Raw genomic sequence first — 14482 nt, forward strand, 5'->3', positions numbered from 1 at the left:
ATTAAGTGTAGGAGAGATAATTATGATGAATTTTAATTATATTATTAAAGATGAAATGGGTATACACGCAAGACCTGCAGGTCTTTTGGTAAAGCTGGTAAAATCTCAGGACAGTAAAGTTACTATAACTAAAGGCGAAAAAACTGTTGATGCAAGTAAGATTTTTGCAGTGATGGGACTTGCGGTAAAATGTGGAGAAGAGATTATCATAACAGTTGACGGAGGAACTGACGAAAACAAAAACTTAATGACTATAAAAGAATTTGTTATGAACAATTTGTAATTTGGAAATATTAAATTTAAATCTTGAATTTATTAGATTGTATATAGTAATTAGTTAAAAAATAATATAGGGAACAAAAAACCGATGAACTGTAAAGCCACATACAGTCCATCGGTTTTTTACATTGTCTATATAATTTTTGGTAGATAACAATGGCGATATTTTGGTTAAGAAAGTAGTTTTCCGTGAGGGTATTGACGTGCCATTTGATGTAGTATTTACAGTTAAGGAATATCAGATTGTAGAAAAGCTTATCAAGAATATTGATGAAAGCAATGTTACAGTAAATTCAATCGGTTTCCCGGTTCAGCCTTTGATTTCTGCAAACAGCGCTCAGTCTGATGCTTCTCTTGACGCTGCTTGGTAGAGGAGAACAATCGCCAGATTTGTGACCTTACTGAAAAAATAAGCGACAAGAATGTATCTACAGTTGCTCCACGTTCAGTTAACACACCGTTCATTTCAGCTTCAATGTTTAATAACTGCTATCTCGGCGGTGAAGAGTTTGTTTACCTTGGATTTGATTTGCCTAACGGAGAAAAATCCGTAGGTATTTGGAATCAGGATTTCATGTACAGAGGCATTGACGGAGAAAAGATTCTTCCGTTCCCATCAGAGCCTGACGAAGTTATCACAGAGGACAACAACGGCGACGATATTGCTAACTGGCAGGACGGCTCCAACGCTTTGAAGAAGCTTGTAGGTGACTTGATTCCCGGCGGAGATGATGCGGCGAGAAGCTTCTTCCGTGCAGGCGGAGCAGAGGATTTTGCTACTGCTCGGTAATCTCCTTGAGAACGGTGCAGAGATGTTTGCAGACGAAAATGCCCCAGATCTTATGCGTTTTGTTGCATTTTGTAATCCAAAATTACTTATTATTAGTTATACTAACATATTTATGTTGTAATTCTGGTTTCACCAATTCATCATCTTCGTACATGCTGACTAATTCTCTAAAAGAAAGATCTGCTCCCCAAGATGAAATATTAAACAACGAATCATCGGAGTAATCATCTTAACTTCTGATTCGATTACTTCAATATTATCATTTTTGTTTTAAATTTTATCTATTTTTATATCTCCTTTCTACTTTACAGCATGTTTTTGTAATCTCTGTAATACAAATTACTATAGAATAACCATACATTTACGCATACACCTCAATGTTTTTGGATTAGCATATGCAGATTTCATATGGTTTATTCTTATTTATATAATCTCTTTCACCAATTCCACCGCACTTTCCTCTGCAGGGTCGTTAGTGCCCAGCTCGCCACGAAAAGCACGGGCAAGGATGGATTTTTTAATCAGGTCGATTTGTTCCAGAACTGCTTTGGCAGCTTTTTTGGCTCGCTGTTCTTTAGCGAGAAAATCGTCAAGGATACGGACAATTTCGGTTTGTTCGTTATCTCCTGCAATAGGAATTTCAAAATCACGCAGTGCAGTAGCTTATGCTTTCGACAGCCATTCCACTTTTCATGCATTTTCACCGATACAGCGCCGAATAATCTGCATTTTGCGGTAATGTGCGGGTTGATCGGCGGAGGTTTGGAAGAACAGATTATTAACTTTTTGAACGAGCATACAGATACAAAGCTTGTGATTATCGACACGCTTCAAAAGGTGCGTGACTCAAAAGGGAGCACAGGCAAGGCGGGAATGTACGGCAATGATTACGACGATATTTCTTCTATCAAACGCATTGCGGACGAATACAATATCGCCGTTCTTGCGATTCATCATCTTCGAAAGCTGAAAGACAGCGACGATCCTTTTAATGAGGTGAGCGGCTCAACGGGAATTATCGGAGCGGCTGACACAAACTTTATTCTGAAAAGAAAGCGAACAAAGGATACAGCGTCGCTTTTGGTCAGCGGAAGAGATGTTGAGTATCAAGAGCTGACTTTGCAGTTAAACGAGCTTATCTGGGAACTTGTGGAGCGCAAAAACAGCGATGATATTCACAAAGCTGAGATACCGAAATTTCTTTTCCGGGTGGTGGATTTTATGCAGAGCCGAGATGAATGGACAGGCACAGCAAGTGAACTGATTGCGGAAATGAAAGAGAGTGAAACCACACCGAATATCGTTACGAAATACTTAGGACAGTTTTCCCGCGATACGCTGGAGCCTGTGGTGATTGAATACAAAACAAAGCGGACAGGCAAAAGCAGACTGATAAAATTTATACGCAGTGACAGCAATGACGCAAATGACGAGGAAAACGCTATATAGAAAAACAGTTGTCATAATCGTCACAGCCGTCACAAACAGAAATAAAAAAAGGAGAAAAAGCAATGGCAAACTATGAAATTGTAAAGAAAATCGCAGTTATCGGCGGCAAGCCGGACGGCGTAACCAAAGAAATCAATATCGTCAAATGGGGTGTTTACGACCCGATGATTGACATCCGCCGCTGGCAGGGCGATACAGCGTCAAAGGGAATTTCCCTGAAGCGTGAAGAAGTGCAAAAGCTGTTGGAGGCACTGAAAACTGCACTTGAGGAGGAAGAAAAATGAGAAACAAAACGCTCGGAATCAATGTCAGGGTAACACCCGATGAAAAAGAGAAGCTCTGCCAAAACGCAAAATACTGCGGACTTTCACTGTCGGAATATTTGAGAAAAACAGGTCTCGGGAGAGAAATTGAAACGGCTTTCCGTGAAAAGGATTACCGTATTTTCCGCCTGTTAAAGCAGTTAAAAGCGGACTGCGGACAGCTTGAAAAGAGTGCGATAAGTTTTCGCATTGACGAGATTTTAAAGGAATTGAGATAGAGCGAAGGGGACTGCGTTATCTTAGCGAGCAGACCGTTTATACTCCCAAAAGTCGTAAAACGGTAAAACTGCATCGCATTAGCGAGCAGTGTATTTGTACTCCCAAAGCACAAATACCTCGTTAGGAAGCGTCCTAAGACCTCTTGCAGAAAGGAGCAGTTATGACAAAGAGAATTAAAAGACAGTTTTGGCTGTCGCCCGAAGAAAATGCCGAGTTAAAACGTAAAGCGAAGCTGTCGGGGATAAATGAAACCTCAGTTATCAGAATTTTGATCAGAGGGTACGAGCCAAAAGAAAAACCGGACGCAAGATTTTATGAAGCGATGCGGCAGCTTTGTGCCATCGGCAACAACATCAATCAGCTTGCGCTCAAAGCAAATGCACTCGGCTTTATTGATGCACCTATGCTGAAAGCTGAGGCACTTAGATGGCATAAGTTTCAGGCGGACATAGAAAGAGAATTTTTAAGACCGCAGGAAAGCAATTTGAAATGGAAATGAGAGGAGAGATATTTATGACAAAAAGAAAATCGGATTTTACTTTGCCGACACTTGAAGATTTATTTTCAACACAGGAAGAACGAGATGACGCAAAGCTGGAACGTGTCAAAGACATTCCGCTGTGTGAGCTTCACCTGTTCAAGGATCACCTGTTTAAAATCCAAAACAACGAAGAGATGAAACGGCTGATTGAGAGCATTAAAAAGTTCGGAACAATTACGCCGGCGCTTGCTCGACCTTTACCAGAGGGCGGGTATGAGCTGATCTCCGGACACAGGAGACTGGCAGCGTGTCAGGTGCTCGAAATTGAGGCAATGCCTGTCATCATTCGGGAGATGACCGATGATGAAGCGGTCATTGCAATGGTGGACGCCAATCTGCAAAGAGAAATAATTTTGCCCAGTGAAAAAGCGTTTGCCTACAAGATTAAGTTGGATGCAATAAAACATCAGGGTGTAACTTCTGCCCAACTTGGGCAGAAGTTGCTGAGTGTCGAAAAAGTCGCAGAAGACGCAGGAGAAAGTCGCAATCAGGTTAAGCGCTATATCAGACTGACATACTTAATTCCGGAACTACTTTCAATGGTAGACGAAAACAAAATTGCTTTCAATCCTACCGTAGAGATTTCGTACTTAGAACGATCTGAACAACAAGTTTTGCTCGACGCAATGGAGCAGAACGACTGTACACCGTCCCACGCACAGGCGATTCGGTTAAAGAAGTTATCACAGGAAGGCGTGCTTGAAAGTCAGATGATTTATGAGGTGATGGCGGAGCAAAAGCCAAATCAGCAGGAGCAGATAAAATTCAAGCGTGAGGAATTTCAAAAATATTTTCCGCCGAAATATTCCAATGAACAAATGCGAAAGGATATTATCAAAGGCTTGGAGCTTTTGAAACGGCAGAGAGAACGAAACAGAGACACTCGCTGATTCGTACTGATACGAATACGGCTGAATAAATCGCAGAATGGAGAGAACTCCAAATCGGCGATATAATATAGCTGTCGGTTTGGAGCTCTGTTCTGCAAATAAAATTATGGAGGTAAAAAATATGGTAGCAGGACATTTAGCTGTAAAAAGCGGCAAATATTATGCCGTATTGAATTACAAAAACGCCAAGGGAGAAAGGAAAACAAAGTGGATATCCCTTGGCTTGCCCGAAAAGGGCAACAAGCGCAAGGCTGAGGCTGAACTTGCAAAAATTCGTGCTTAATTTGAAATACCGGAAGAGGTTGGTGAATTAAGCAGTGATATGCTGTTTGCCGATTATCTTTTGGAATGGCTGGAAATTGCAAAAGGTCGTTTGGCGATAGCAACCTACAGCTCCTATACAAGCATCATAAAAAATCCTCTTGAGCCATACTTCCGCAAAAAGAAGCTGACGCTTCGGGAACTGGAAGCAAGACATTTACAGATGTTTTATTCCGAGATGCTCAAAAAGGTGAAATCCAACACGGTTATTCATTATCACGCTGTTATTCATTCGGCGCTCAAATATGCGGTAAAAACCGATATGCTGGTTCAAAATGTAGCAGACAAGGTTGACCGTCCCAAGAAGAATGATTTTCAGCCGGTGTTTCTATCGGCAGACGAAATGCAGGAAATGTTTGATGCACTGCGTGGAACAAAGTTAGAACTGCCTGTACTGGTGGCGGCGTTTTATGGTTTTCGCCGTGGAGAGGTAATGGGGCTGAAATGGGATGCCATTGATTTCGAGCGAGGAACAATTTCTATAAAGCGAACGATAACCACGGTAATGGAAGATGGCGTATACCGTGAAGTAGAACAGCAGTCTGCAAAAACGAAATCCAGTCTGCGCACGCTTCCGCTTGTAGGGAGCTTTAGAGAGATTTTTATGCAGGTTAAGGAAGCACAGGAGCTTAACAAAAAAATTTGCGGAAACTGTTACAATTATGATTATGACGGGTTTGTGTTTGTTGATGAGATGGGATACCGAATGAGGCTGGATTATCTTACCTCAGAGTTTCCAAAGTTTCTTAAAAGGCACGGCTTGAAACGAATGCGTTTTCACGATTTAAGGCATAGTTGTGCTTCGCTGCTTCTTGCGAATGGTGTTCCTATGAAGCAGATACAGGAATGGCTCGGACACAGCGATTTTTCAACTACGGCAAATGTATATGCCCATTTGGATTACAATTCCAAGCTGTCATCGGCTGACGCAATGGTAAACGGTCTGAGTGGTGCATTAGAGGTTATTTCATAGCTTCTGCGGCGTATCGCTTTACTAAGGATACGCCAACTACATATCCAGAGTTCAAATCTCAGAAAATTTAGGAGAGAACTACCGATTTTCAGGAGAGAACTTACGGAAAAATCCCAAAGGTGCAGAAAAAAGAAAAAGCCTGCAAACGGCAAAAACCGCTTGCAGACTGAGTTTTCTGGCGGAGTGGGTGGGATTCGAACCCACGGTACCCGAAGGTACAACTGATTTCGAGTGTTTTACTCCCAACACACTTTAGCGGATTTTGAGAAAAAATGCCCTATTTTAAGGGAAAAAGCTCTTGTCCGCAAAAAGATGATTTTCTCTCCGCTTCGGCTGTTTCCGACAGTTCGAAATGCGAGAGAACTATCGGAGAGAACTAACCGTACTGCTATCAAACATAATAACCGAAAAAGCCCGTAAAATCAATGGTTTTGCGAGATACGGCAACCAACAAGGTCATTCGATTTCGAATGTGTTATGTGATATGGAAAGTGTTAGAAAGGAGCAGAAAATAATGCAAGAAAAACTACTTTATTTACAGGTAAAATCCGAGCCAAAAGCGGCGAAAAGCGGCAAAAAACCGTGAGTTCGAATAGGTTTCAAAAATGGCTCAAAAAAAGCAAAAAAGAGAGAACTTGGAGAGAACGGAGAGAACTCAGGAGAGAACAAAACCCCTTTTCCCACCTACTTTTCAGGCACTCTCAAAATACTATTGGAGAGAACTTTTACACCTTTCTTCTGCTGTTGACCAAAAAGCGCAAAGAGGTGTAAGTGATGATTACAGAAAAATATTGCAACGAGATTTTGCAGCAATACCCCGAATACATAACCAAAGACCAGATGTACCGTATCTGTCATATCAGCAAAAAGACCTGCTTGTTTTTATTGGAAAGCGGTCTTGTGCCGAACATAGATAGCGGCAAAAAAACACGCCGCTTCAAAATCAAGACGGTTGATGTTATTCAGTATTTGAAAGACAGAGATGATTACCCAGAGCTATTCAAAGCCCCAGACGGCTTTTACAAAGGAAAAGGCGGAGATAAAAAAGCTCCGTCCTTTGATGAGGTGTTCACACAAGAGGATTTAATCCGTATGCGTCAGTATTATGAACGACTGCTAAAAAACAACCCAGATGTTATGTCGGTTGAGCAGGTAGCTCAGTTTACGGGCTACAATAAAAACTCGGTTAGTCGCTGGTGTGGTAAAAAAGAGTTGAAATGCTTTTATATCAAACAGCGTTATCAAATCCCAAAAGAGTATCTATTGGATTTCCTCGTAAGCAGATATTTCATAGGAATTGCCGTGAAGTCTGTCAAGCACCAGAGGTTTAATGAGCAAATACGAAAATTGCGTACAGGCAGCGATGGCACAATGGCGTAATTTCTTAAACATATCTATAATGAAAAATGAAACGGAGGTATTCGTTATGAAAGATAAAACCTACCACGCATATCTGGATAGCCACGAGCGACAGTTGGTAATACATAGCCTTGTAGAGCTGAAAAACAGACTGATACAGGAAGGCAGATACACGGACTGCGTTGACGAGCTGATTTTCAAGGTTGTCAACGCTCCTGTTAAGAAAATGAAAATTGAACATATCTAAGGCACATCACACATAGCCGCTTATTCTTATTCACCTAAGAGTAAGCGGCTTTTTTGCGTTCTCTCACTCTTTTACATAGCCGCCTTGACAAAGCGGCTAAATTTATGTGAAAGGAGGACGCACAAATGTCAAATTGCAAAGTGATTGCTCTGACCAATCAGAAAGGCGGTGTCGGTAAAACGACCACGGCGGTCAATCTGGGCGTAAGTCTGGTACAGCAAGGAAAGAAAGTCCTGCTCATTGATGCCGATGCACAGGCAAATCTCACAATGGCACTCGGCTACAACAGACCTGACGATATACCCATAACGCTCTCCACCGTAATGCAGAACATCATAGACGATAAATCTTTTGATGTTTCGCAAGGTATCATACACCACAGCGAGGGCGTTGACCTGCTTCCGTCCAACATTGAGTTATCAGGCTTTGAAGTACGGCTTATCAATGCTATGAGCCGTGAGCGTGTTCTGAAAACCTATGTAAATGAGGTTAAGAAGAATTACGATTATGTGCTTATCGACTGTATGCCCTCTCTCGGTATGATAACGATAAATGCTCTGGCGGCGGCAGACAGCGTGATTATCCCAACACAGCCGCACTACCTTTCAGCGAAAGGTTTGGAGCTGTTGCTTCGCTCTGTGTCAATGGTAAAACGACAAATCAATCCCAAACTGCGGATAGACGGTATTTTAATGACTATGGTAATGCCCCGTACCAACATTTCTAAGGAAATCACGGCAACGGTAAAAAGTGCCTACGGTCAAAAAATCAAGGTGTTTGATACTGAGATACCGCATTCTATCCGTGCGGTGGAAGCTACCGCAGAGGGCAAGAGCATTTTTGCTTACGACAAAAGCGGTAAGGTTGCCGCAGCTTATGAGCAGTTCGGAAAGGAGGTGGCAGAGATTGGCGAGAAGCAGAGAAACCAAAATCGAACTGACCGCTTACGATGACCTTTTTCAGACAGATGAAAGCCGTGCAGAAGCAAAGCTGAGTAAAATCAGAGATATTCCCTTATCGCAGATTGACGAGTTTCCAGACCACCCGTTCAAGGTTTTAATGGACGAGGATATGCAGCAGCTTGTCGAGAGCATTAAGCGAAACGGCGTAATGACCCCTGCTACCGTTCGGCTTAAAGAGGACGGACGGTATGAGCTTGTAAGCGGGCACAGAAGAAAAAAGGCTTGTGAACTTGCAGGACTTGAAACGCTGAAATGCGAGGTTAAAGAGCTGACCCGTGATGAAGCCATTATTGTAATGGTAGAAAGCAATTTACAGAGGTCAACGATTTTACCGAGTGAGAAAGCCTTTGCCTATAAAATGCGGCTTGAAGCAATGGACAGACAGGGACAAAGGAACGATTTAACTTCGACACCAATGGTGTCGAAGTCGAGGTCTAATGAAGAACTTGCCGATAAAGTGGGCGAAAGCCGTGAGCAAATCCGCCGTTTTATCCGCTTGACTGAGCTTGTTCCCGAAATCCTGCAAATGGTAGATGAAAGGCAGATTGCTTTTCGTCCTGCCGTTGAAATCTCTTATCTGAACGAAGAACAGCAGTACACTTTGCTTGAAGCTATGAGCTACAACGACGCTACCCCGTCGCTTGCACAGGCTATCAAAATGAAGAAGTTTATGCAGGAGGGTAAGCTGACAGGCGAGGTTATCCAGAGCATTATGGAAGAAGAAAAACCTAATCAAAGGGAAAAGCCTGCTTTCCGTGACGAGAGGATAACCAAACTCATTCCTAAATCTGTTCCCAAAGGACAGGAAGCGGATTTTGTTGTAAAAGCGTTGGAGTTTTACAACCGACACTTGCAAAGGCAGAAAGCTCAGGAACGATAGCCGCACACCGAGGGCGAGGTCTGCCCGTTTTCGTGGATAGCCGCTTTTTCGGCTTCCCCCTCTCCACACCTCACCCCCTTTTTTACTACCAAGACTATCCGAAAAAGAATATATGCAAAACTCTTTGTTTGAAAGATTTTCTACCTTTGAGAGCTTCTGAGGTTTTTCGTATAATGAAGCCGCAAAGGAGGTCTATGCTATGCGAAAAAAGATGATTGCAATGCTATTTGTGCTGATATTGACATTAAGCGGCTGTGCCGATGTTTCAACAGCTCCCGAAGAAAGTGATAATTATGAGCTTGTAACGGAAACAGAAGCCGCCGCCGAAACAGAAAGCACAGAAAGCAGTTTTTTCTCGGAAAGTAAAGAAAGTGAAAGTGCCAAAACGGATACTGAGCTTGAAAGCAATGCCGAAGTTACAGAGTATGAGCCTGTTGAAAGCGAAACTTCAAAACAGAACGAGCCTGTATCGCAAGGAAAAAATCAAGTATCTGAAACAAAACCTGCGGTAACGGAAAGCAGCTCTGCTCCTGTCGAAGAGCCAGAGAAAACAGAGCCGCCTGCGGAGATACCACCGCAGACAGTCCCCGAAGATACAAAGCCTAAAACCGCCTATGATTATGAATTTGACATTGAAACGGTCAAGGAAGATTGTATCGGCATTGGTCTGGATATGGGGCTTGCCTTAGACAGCTCACTCACTCCGAGTAATTCTACTTGGTGGAAACCTGTAACGGCATCACAGAACAATCAGGGCGAAGCATTAAAGCAGAGCCTTGAACGCTATATCACATTCCATACTGTCGAAAATCTCGGCGCATACGGAATTGATGAAATCACAGCTTTTAATATTTATTGCGAAGCAAGAGGAAACGGCAGCTACTCGATTTATTTCCTCTTTGCGTGAGCAGCTATCAGGCTTTTCCCTCTGTTCAAAGACAGAGGGATTTTTTTATGCCCAAAATCAAGAAAGGACGGTTTAACAGCCTATGAAAACTAAGTTTACAAAGAAAGGCAGGCGTATCCTGTCGGCGGCTCTCTGCTTGCTGATGATGATAACAGCTCTGCCGATGTCCGCCTTTGCGTGGACGAGCGAGGAAGGTAAAAGCTGCACATCTTCCTTTGGCGATTACTATGTCGGCTCTGACGGCGAGTATTACCGAAGCAAAGCAACCTATTCTTTTATCGTTTATGACAGTAAAGGCAACATTACCGTGCAAAGCATTAACGCAGGTAACGCCAAGCGAAAATATCTGATGACAGATAATAGCGGAACACATCAGGTTTACTGCGTGGAGTCTGGCGTTGATTTCAACACGGGCAATTCCTATGTGTCCAAAAGCGGAAAGAACAGCTCGTATTTTCAAAACCTGCCGACTGACGCTCAGTTCGGTATTATGATGGCTTTGATGTATGGCTGGCACGAGGGTAAATCCTCTCCCGTTGCAGGCACAAATGCAGATGATTATGCTTTTGCGACCCAGACAATTATCTGGGAATATCAGCAGCAGCTCCGCACAAGCCCCTCAAACCGCCAGAGTGCAAACGGGATTGACGGGGACACTTACTACTATTCCCTGAAAGGCAGACCCGCCGAGAAGTGCTACAACTGGATTTTGTCGCAGATGTCAAAACACTATACCATTCCGAGCTTTGCGGCAAGAAGCCAGAGCAATGCGGACACCTACACTCTCAAATACAATCCCGATACAAAGAAATACAGCCTGACGCTTGAGGATACCAACAACACATTGTCCGATATTAAGTTTTCCGCAAGCGGTATTTCCGTAACAAGAAGCGGCAACAAATATACTTTTACGAGTGATAAGATGATTACTTCTCCCGTAACAGTATCGGCACAGAAAAATGTCAATCTCGATTGCGGAGAAATGCTTATCTGGGGCTGTGTTGGTAAACAGACAATGGTTTCTGGAGCTTCCGACCCCGTATATTTCTATCTTAAAATCGACACGGAAACCTACGGCACAGGGCAGATTAAAAAGACCTCTGAGGACGGTGTTGTGTCTGGCATTAGCTTCAATATTTCTGGAAACGGTGTAAATAAAACCGTTACCACAGGCGCAGACGGTACGGTAGATGTTCAGCTAATGCCGGGGGTTTACACCGTCACAGAGCAGTCCATTGACCGATACGAGCCGCAGAGCGTTCAAAGGGTAACGATTGTAAGCGGTCATACTGCTACCGTAACCTTTAACAACACCTTGAAGCGTGGCAGTCTGGAGATTATCAAAAACTCTGAGGACAATCTTGTGGAGGGTGTGAAGTTCCACCTTTACGGCACATCTCTTAGCGGCTTGCCCGTTGATGAGTATGCTGTTACCGATGAAAACGGTGTGGCAAGATTTGAAAATGTCCTAATCAGCGGCGAAACACCTTACACCGTAGAGGAAGTAGATACGGCTATTCGCTATGTTGTTCCCGAAAGCCAGACAGCTCCTATTGAATGGGAAAAGGTTACAAGCCGCAGCTTTACGAACATTCTCAAAAAGTTCAATGTGACCGTGACGAAATCCGATGCGGAAACAGGCACGGCACAGGGCGACGCTTCTCTTGCAGGTGCAGTTTACGGCATTTATAAAGGCGAAGAACTGATTGACACCTACACTACGGACGAGAACGGGCAGTTTACAACAGACTATTATATCTGTGATGATGATTGGACTATCCGAGAAATCAGCCCGTCCGAGGGCTATCTGCTCGATACTACAATTCATCATATCGGCGCAGAGCCAGAGCTTTATACCGTAGAGCGCAACAGTACCGCAAACGATGTGACTGAGCAGATTATCAAGGGCAATATCGCCATTATCAAGCACACCGATGACGGAGAAACCCAGATTGAAACACCCGAAACGGGAGCAACATTTGAGGTTTATTTGAAAGACGCAGGCAGCTATGACGCAGCAAAGGAAACCGAGCGGGATATACTCACCTGTGATGAAAACGGCTTTGCTCAGACAAAGGATTTGCCTTACGGCGTTTATGTCGTAGAGCAGACCTCTGGGTGGGAAGGTCGAGAGCTGATGAAGCCTTTTGAGGTATTTATCAGCAAGGACGGTCAGACCTACCGCTATCTTATCAATAACGCTAATTTTGAAAGCTATATCAAAATCGTAAAGAAAGATGCGGAAACAGGTGCTACCATTCCGTATGCAGGCGCAGGCTTCCAGATTTACGACCCCAACGGTGAGCTTGTGACAATGACTTTCACTTATCCCGAAGTGACGACCATTGACACCTTTTATACCACAGCAGACGGTTATCTCATTACGCCGCAGACTTTGGAATACGGCACAGGATACTCAATCGTGGAAGTGCAGGCTCCGTATGGCTATGTTCTGAACTCCGAGCCTGTCTATTTTGATGTAACGCAGGACGGCTCTGCCGAAGAAAGCGGCATTACGGTCATTGAGGTGGTTCGCTCCAATATGGCGCAGAAAGGCACAATTACCGTTTCCAAGTCTGGTGAGGTGTTCACTTCCGTTTCTGAGAATAACGGAATGTATCAGCCCGTATTTGCGGTACAGGGGCTTGAAGGTGCGGTTTATGAGATTACCGCCGCCGAGGATATTTATACTCTGGACGGAACGCTGAGAGCTTCTAAGGGCGAGGTTGTTGACACTATTACCACAGGCACGGACGGAACTGCAAAATCAAAAGAGCTGTATCTGGGCAAATATGAGGTCAAGGAAATCACAGCTCCTTACGGAATGGTGCTGAATGACGAAATTCACGCTGTCGAGCTTGTGTATGCAGGTCAGAATATTGCTGTTACCGAAACCGAAACGAGCTTCTACAATGAAAGGCAGCGTGTGGAAATTGACCTTGTAAAGAGCCTTGAAACAGACGAAGCCTACGGTGTTGGCAATAACGGCGAAATCTTTGATGTAACCTTTGGATTGTATGCAGAAACAGACCTTACCGCCGCAGACGGTACGGTTATCCCCGCCGATGGTCTGATTGAGATTATTTCTCTGGACGAAAACGGCAAAGGCACGGTCAATAGCGACCTTCCGTTCGGCAGCTACTATGTAAAAGAGCTGTCAACCAATTCCGCCTATGTGCTGAATGAGCAGAAATACCCTGTCCACTTTGAGTACGCAGGTCAGGACACGGCGATTGTTCATCTTTCTGCCAATGACGGCGAAGCTATTGAGAATGAAATCATTTACGGCTCGGTAAGCGGTCTGAAATCCGATGAGGACGGAAACGCTCTGGGCGGTGCGGTCATCGGTATCTTTAAGACAGGTACAGAGGAGTTTACAAAAGAAAATGCTATCCAGACTACCACATCAGCCGATGATGGTAGTTTTTCTTTTGAAAAAGTGCCGTATGGCACTTGGGTAATCCGTGAAATTGAAAGTCCCACAGGTTTTGTACTCTCCGAGGAAGAAATCGCCGTAACTGTCGGCAAGGTTGATGAGGTCGTGGAAATCGAGCTTGTGAACTACTTTATCAAGGGGAATATTGAACTGACTAAGGTTGACGCAGATTATCCCGACAATAAGCTCACAGGTGCGGTCTTTGAGGTGTATGCCGATACAAACGGCAACGGCGAATTTGATAAAGACGATAAACTGTGCGGCGAAATGACTGAGCTTGAGGGCGGCGTTTATCAAATGACCGAGCTGCGCTACGGCAAGTATTTCGTCCGTGAAAAAACAGCCCCAGACGGCTTTGTGCTTGATGAAGGCGTGTACGGCGTTTCCATCGAGGAAAACGGCAAGACCTATACCGTAGAAAACAAGGCAGGCGTTGGCTTTATCAATGAAGCACAGAAAGGCTCTCTCAAAATCGTAAAGACTTCCTCTGACGGTAAAGTTGAGGGCTTCTCTTTCCGTGTGACAAGTGCTGACGGCTACGACCAGACCTTTAAGACCGACAAAAACGGAGAAATCTTTATTGAGGGTTTGCGTATCGGTGAATACACCGTGTCCGAAGTCAGCGACTCGGCTTCCGCAGGATATATCCTTCCTGCCGACAAACAGGCAACCGTCAAAACAGACTCTACTACTATTGTTGAAATGCACAACGAGTTCAGGGATACGCCAAAAACAGGCGATGACTTTAATCTGGGCTTGTGGGTAAGCCTTGCGGCTGCTTCCGTTATCGGTGCAGGCGTTCTCGGCTTTGTCGGCTTCAAGAAAAAGAAAAAGGAGGACTGATTTATGGACGCTAAAACTATTATCGCCATTGTGCTTGTAGTGTTTATCGTCGGTGCGGCAATA

The 14482-nt window shown here is 44.0% G+C and carries 16 protein-coding genes; all 16 read left to right on the plus strand.

Features of this window, described 5'->3' with window-relative positions; all coding sequences use genetic code 11:
* The first annotated feature begins 22 nt into the window (after positions 1-22).
* The 16 genes from CGICJO_RS09065 to CGICJO_RS09140 all read left to right on the plus strand — a co-directional run bounded on the left by CGICJO_RS09065 (position 23) and on the right by CGICJO_RS09140 (position 14419).
* A complete protein-coding gene (locus tag CGICJO_RS09065) occupies positions 23-283 on the plus strand; it encodes an HPr family phosphocarrier protein (RefSeq protein WP_486498644.1) in 261 nt (86 codons plus the stop codon).
* Between the two features lie 163 nt (positions 284-446).
* On the plus strand, positions 447-650 hold the full coding sequence (locus CGICJO_RS09070; protein ID WP_486498645.1) for a hypothetical protein: 204 nt from the start codon (positions 447-449) through the stop codon (positions 648-650).
* On the plus strand, positions 644-1069 hold the full coding sequence (locus tag CGICJO_RS09075) for a hypothetical protein (protein WP_486498646.1): 426 nt from the start codon (positions 644-646) through the stop codon (positions 1067-1069). The genes CGICJO_RS09070 and CGICJO_RS09075 overlap by 7 nt, the downstream gene beginning before the upstream one ends.
* A 762-nt stretch (positions 1070-1831) precedes the next feature.
* The gene (locus CGICJO_RS09080; protein WP_486498647.1) at positions 1832-2518 is read left to right on the plus strand and encodes an AAA family ATPase; all 687 of its coding nucleotides are present in this window, start codon (positions 1832-1834) and stop codon (positions 2516-2518) included.
* Between the two features lie 62 nt (positions 2519-2580).
* Complete coding sequence (locus CGICJO_RS09085; RefSeq protein WP_486498648.1) at positions 2581-2802, plus strand: PC4/YdbC family ssDNA-binding protein; 222 nt, start codon at positions 2581-2583, stop codon at positions 2800-2802.
* On the plus strand, positions 2799-3059 hold the full coding sequence (locus CGICJO_RS09090; protein WP_486498649.1) for a plasmid mobilization protein: 261 nt from the start codon (positions 2799-2801) through the stop codon (positions 3057-3059). Before CGICJO_RS09085 ends, CGICJO_RS09090 begins: the two co-directional genes overlap by 4 nt.
* 161 nt (positions 3060-3220) lie before the next feature.
* Complete coding sequence (locus CGICJO_RS09095) at positions 3221-3559, plus strand: plasmid mobilization protein (protein WP_486498650.1); 339 nt, start codon at positions 3221-3223, stop codon at positions 3557-3559.
* Positions 3560-3573: 14 nt separating this feature from the next.
* Entirely contained in the window at positions 3574-4491 is a 918-nt protein-coding gene (locus CGICJO_RS09100) for a ParB/RepB/Spo0J family partition protein (RefSeq protein WP_486498651.1), read from the plus strand.
* Between the two features lie 121 nt (positions 4492-4612).
* Entirely contained in the window at positions 4613-4774 is a 162-nt protein-coding gene (locus CGICJO_RS09105; protein WP_486498652.1) for a hypothetical protein, read from the plus strand.
* 39 nt (positions 4775-4813) lie between these two features.
* Positions 4814-5785, plus strand: coding sequence for a tyrosine-type recombinase/integrase (locus tag CGICJO_RS09110; protein ID WP_486498653.1), 972 nt, complete (start codon positions 4814-4816; stop codon positions 5783-5785).
* A gap of 774 nt (positions 5786-6559) precedes the next feature.
* Positions 6560-7165, plus strand: coding sequence for a helix-turn-helix domain-containing protein (locus CGICJO_RS09115; RefSeq protein WP_087375882.1), 606 nt, complete (start codon positions 6560-6562; stop codon positions 7163-7165).
* Positions 7166-7211: 46 nt separating this feature from the next.
* Entirely contained in the window at positions 7212-7391 is a 180-nt protein-coding gene (locus CGICJO_RS09120) for a hypothetical protein (protein WP_087375883.1), read from the plus strand.
* 125 nt (positions 7392-7516) lie between these two features.
* Positions 7517-8344: a ParA family protein gene (locus tag CGICJO_RS09125; protein ID WP_486498654.1), complete on the plus strand. Its 828-nt coding sequence runs from the start codon at positions 7517-7519 to the stop codon at positions 8342-8344.
* Positions 8298-9233, plus strand: a complete 936-nt coding sequence (locus CGICJO_RS09130; protein WP_486498655.1) for a ParB/RepB/Spo0J family partition protein — start codon at positions 8298-8300, stop codon at positions 9231-9233. Before CGICJO_RS09125 ends, CGICJO_RS09130 begins: the two co-directional genes overlap by 47 nt.
* Positions 9234-9432: 199 nt before the next feature.
* On the plus strand, positions 9433-10140 hold the full coding sequence (locus CGICJO_RS09135) for a hypothetical protein (protein ID WP_486498656.1): 708 nt from the start codon (positions 9433-9435) through the stop codon (positions 10138-10140).
* An 82-nt stretch (positions 10141-10222) separates the two neighbouring features.
* Positions 10223-14419, plus strand: coding sequence for a SpaA isopeptide-forming pilin-related protein (locus CGICJO_RS09140; RefSeq protein ID WP_486498657.1), 4197 nt, complete (start codon positions 10223-10225; stop codon positions 14417-14419).
* The last annotated feature ends 63 nt before the right edge of the window (positions 14420-14482 follow it).

Source organism: Candidatus Limousia pullorum (assembly GCF_057405065.1).

Excerpts from the sequence above, each read along its gene's own strand:
- CGICJO_RS09065 (WP_486498644.1), top strand. The coding sequence starts at position 23 with ATGATGAATTTTAATTATATTATTAAAGATGAAATGGGTATACACGCA.
- CGICJO_RS09085 (WP_486498648.1), top strand. The coding sequence starts at position 2,581 with ATGGCAAACTATGAAATTGTAAAGAAAATCGCAGTTATCGGCGGCAAG.
- CGICJO_RS09090 (WP_486498649.1), top strand. The coding sequence starts at position 2,799 with ATGAGAAACAAAACGCTCGGAATCAATGTCAGGGTAACACCCGATGAA.
- CGICJO_RS09095 (WP_486498650.1), top strand. The coding sequence starts at position 3,221 with ATGACAAAGAGAATTAAAAGACAGTTTTGGCTGTCGCCCGAAGAAAAT.
- CGICJO_RS09100 (WP_486498651.1), top strand. The coding sequence starts at position 3,574 with ATGACAAAAAGAAAATCGGATTTTACTTTGCCGACACTTGAAGATTTA.
- CGICJO_RS09105 (WP_486498652.1), top strand. The coding sequence starts at position 4,613 with ATGGTAGCAGGACATTTAGCTGTAAAAAGCGGCAAATATTATGCCGTA.
- CGICJO_RS09110 (WP_486498653.1), top strand. The coding sequence starts at position 4,814 with ATGCTGTTTGCCGATTATCTTTTGGAATGGCTGGAAATTGCAAAAGGT.
- CGICJO_RS09115 (WP_087375882.1), top strand. The coding sequence starts at position 6,560 with ATGATTACAGAAAAATATTGCAACGAGATTTTGCAGCAATACCCCGAA.
- CGICJO_RS09120 (WP_087375883.1), top strand. The coding sequence starts at position 7,212 with ATGAAAGATAAAACCTACCACGCATATCTGGATAGCCACGAGCGACAG.
- CGICJO_RS09125 (WP_486498654.1), top strand. The coding sequence starts at position 7,517 with ATGTCAAATTGCAAAGTGATTGCTCTGACCAATCAGAAAGGCGGTGTC.
- CGICJO_RS09135 (WP_486498656.1), top strand. The coding sequence starts at position 9,433 with ATGCGAAAAAAGATGATTGCAATGCTATTTGTGCTGATATTGACATTA.
- CGICJO_RS09140 (WP_486498657.1), top strand. The coding sequence starts at position 10,223 with ATGAAAACTAAGTTTACAAAGAAAGGCAGGCGTATCCTGTCGGCGGCT.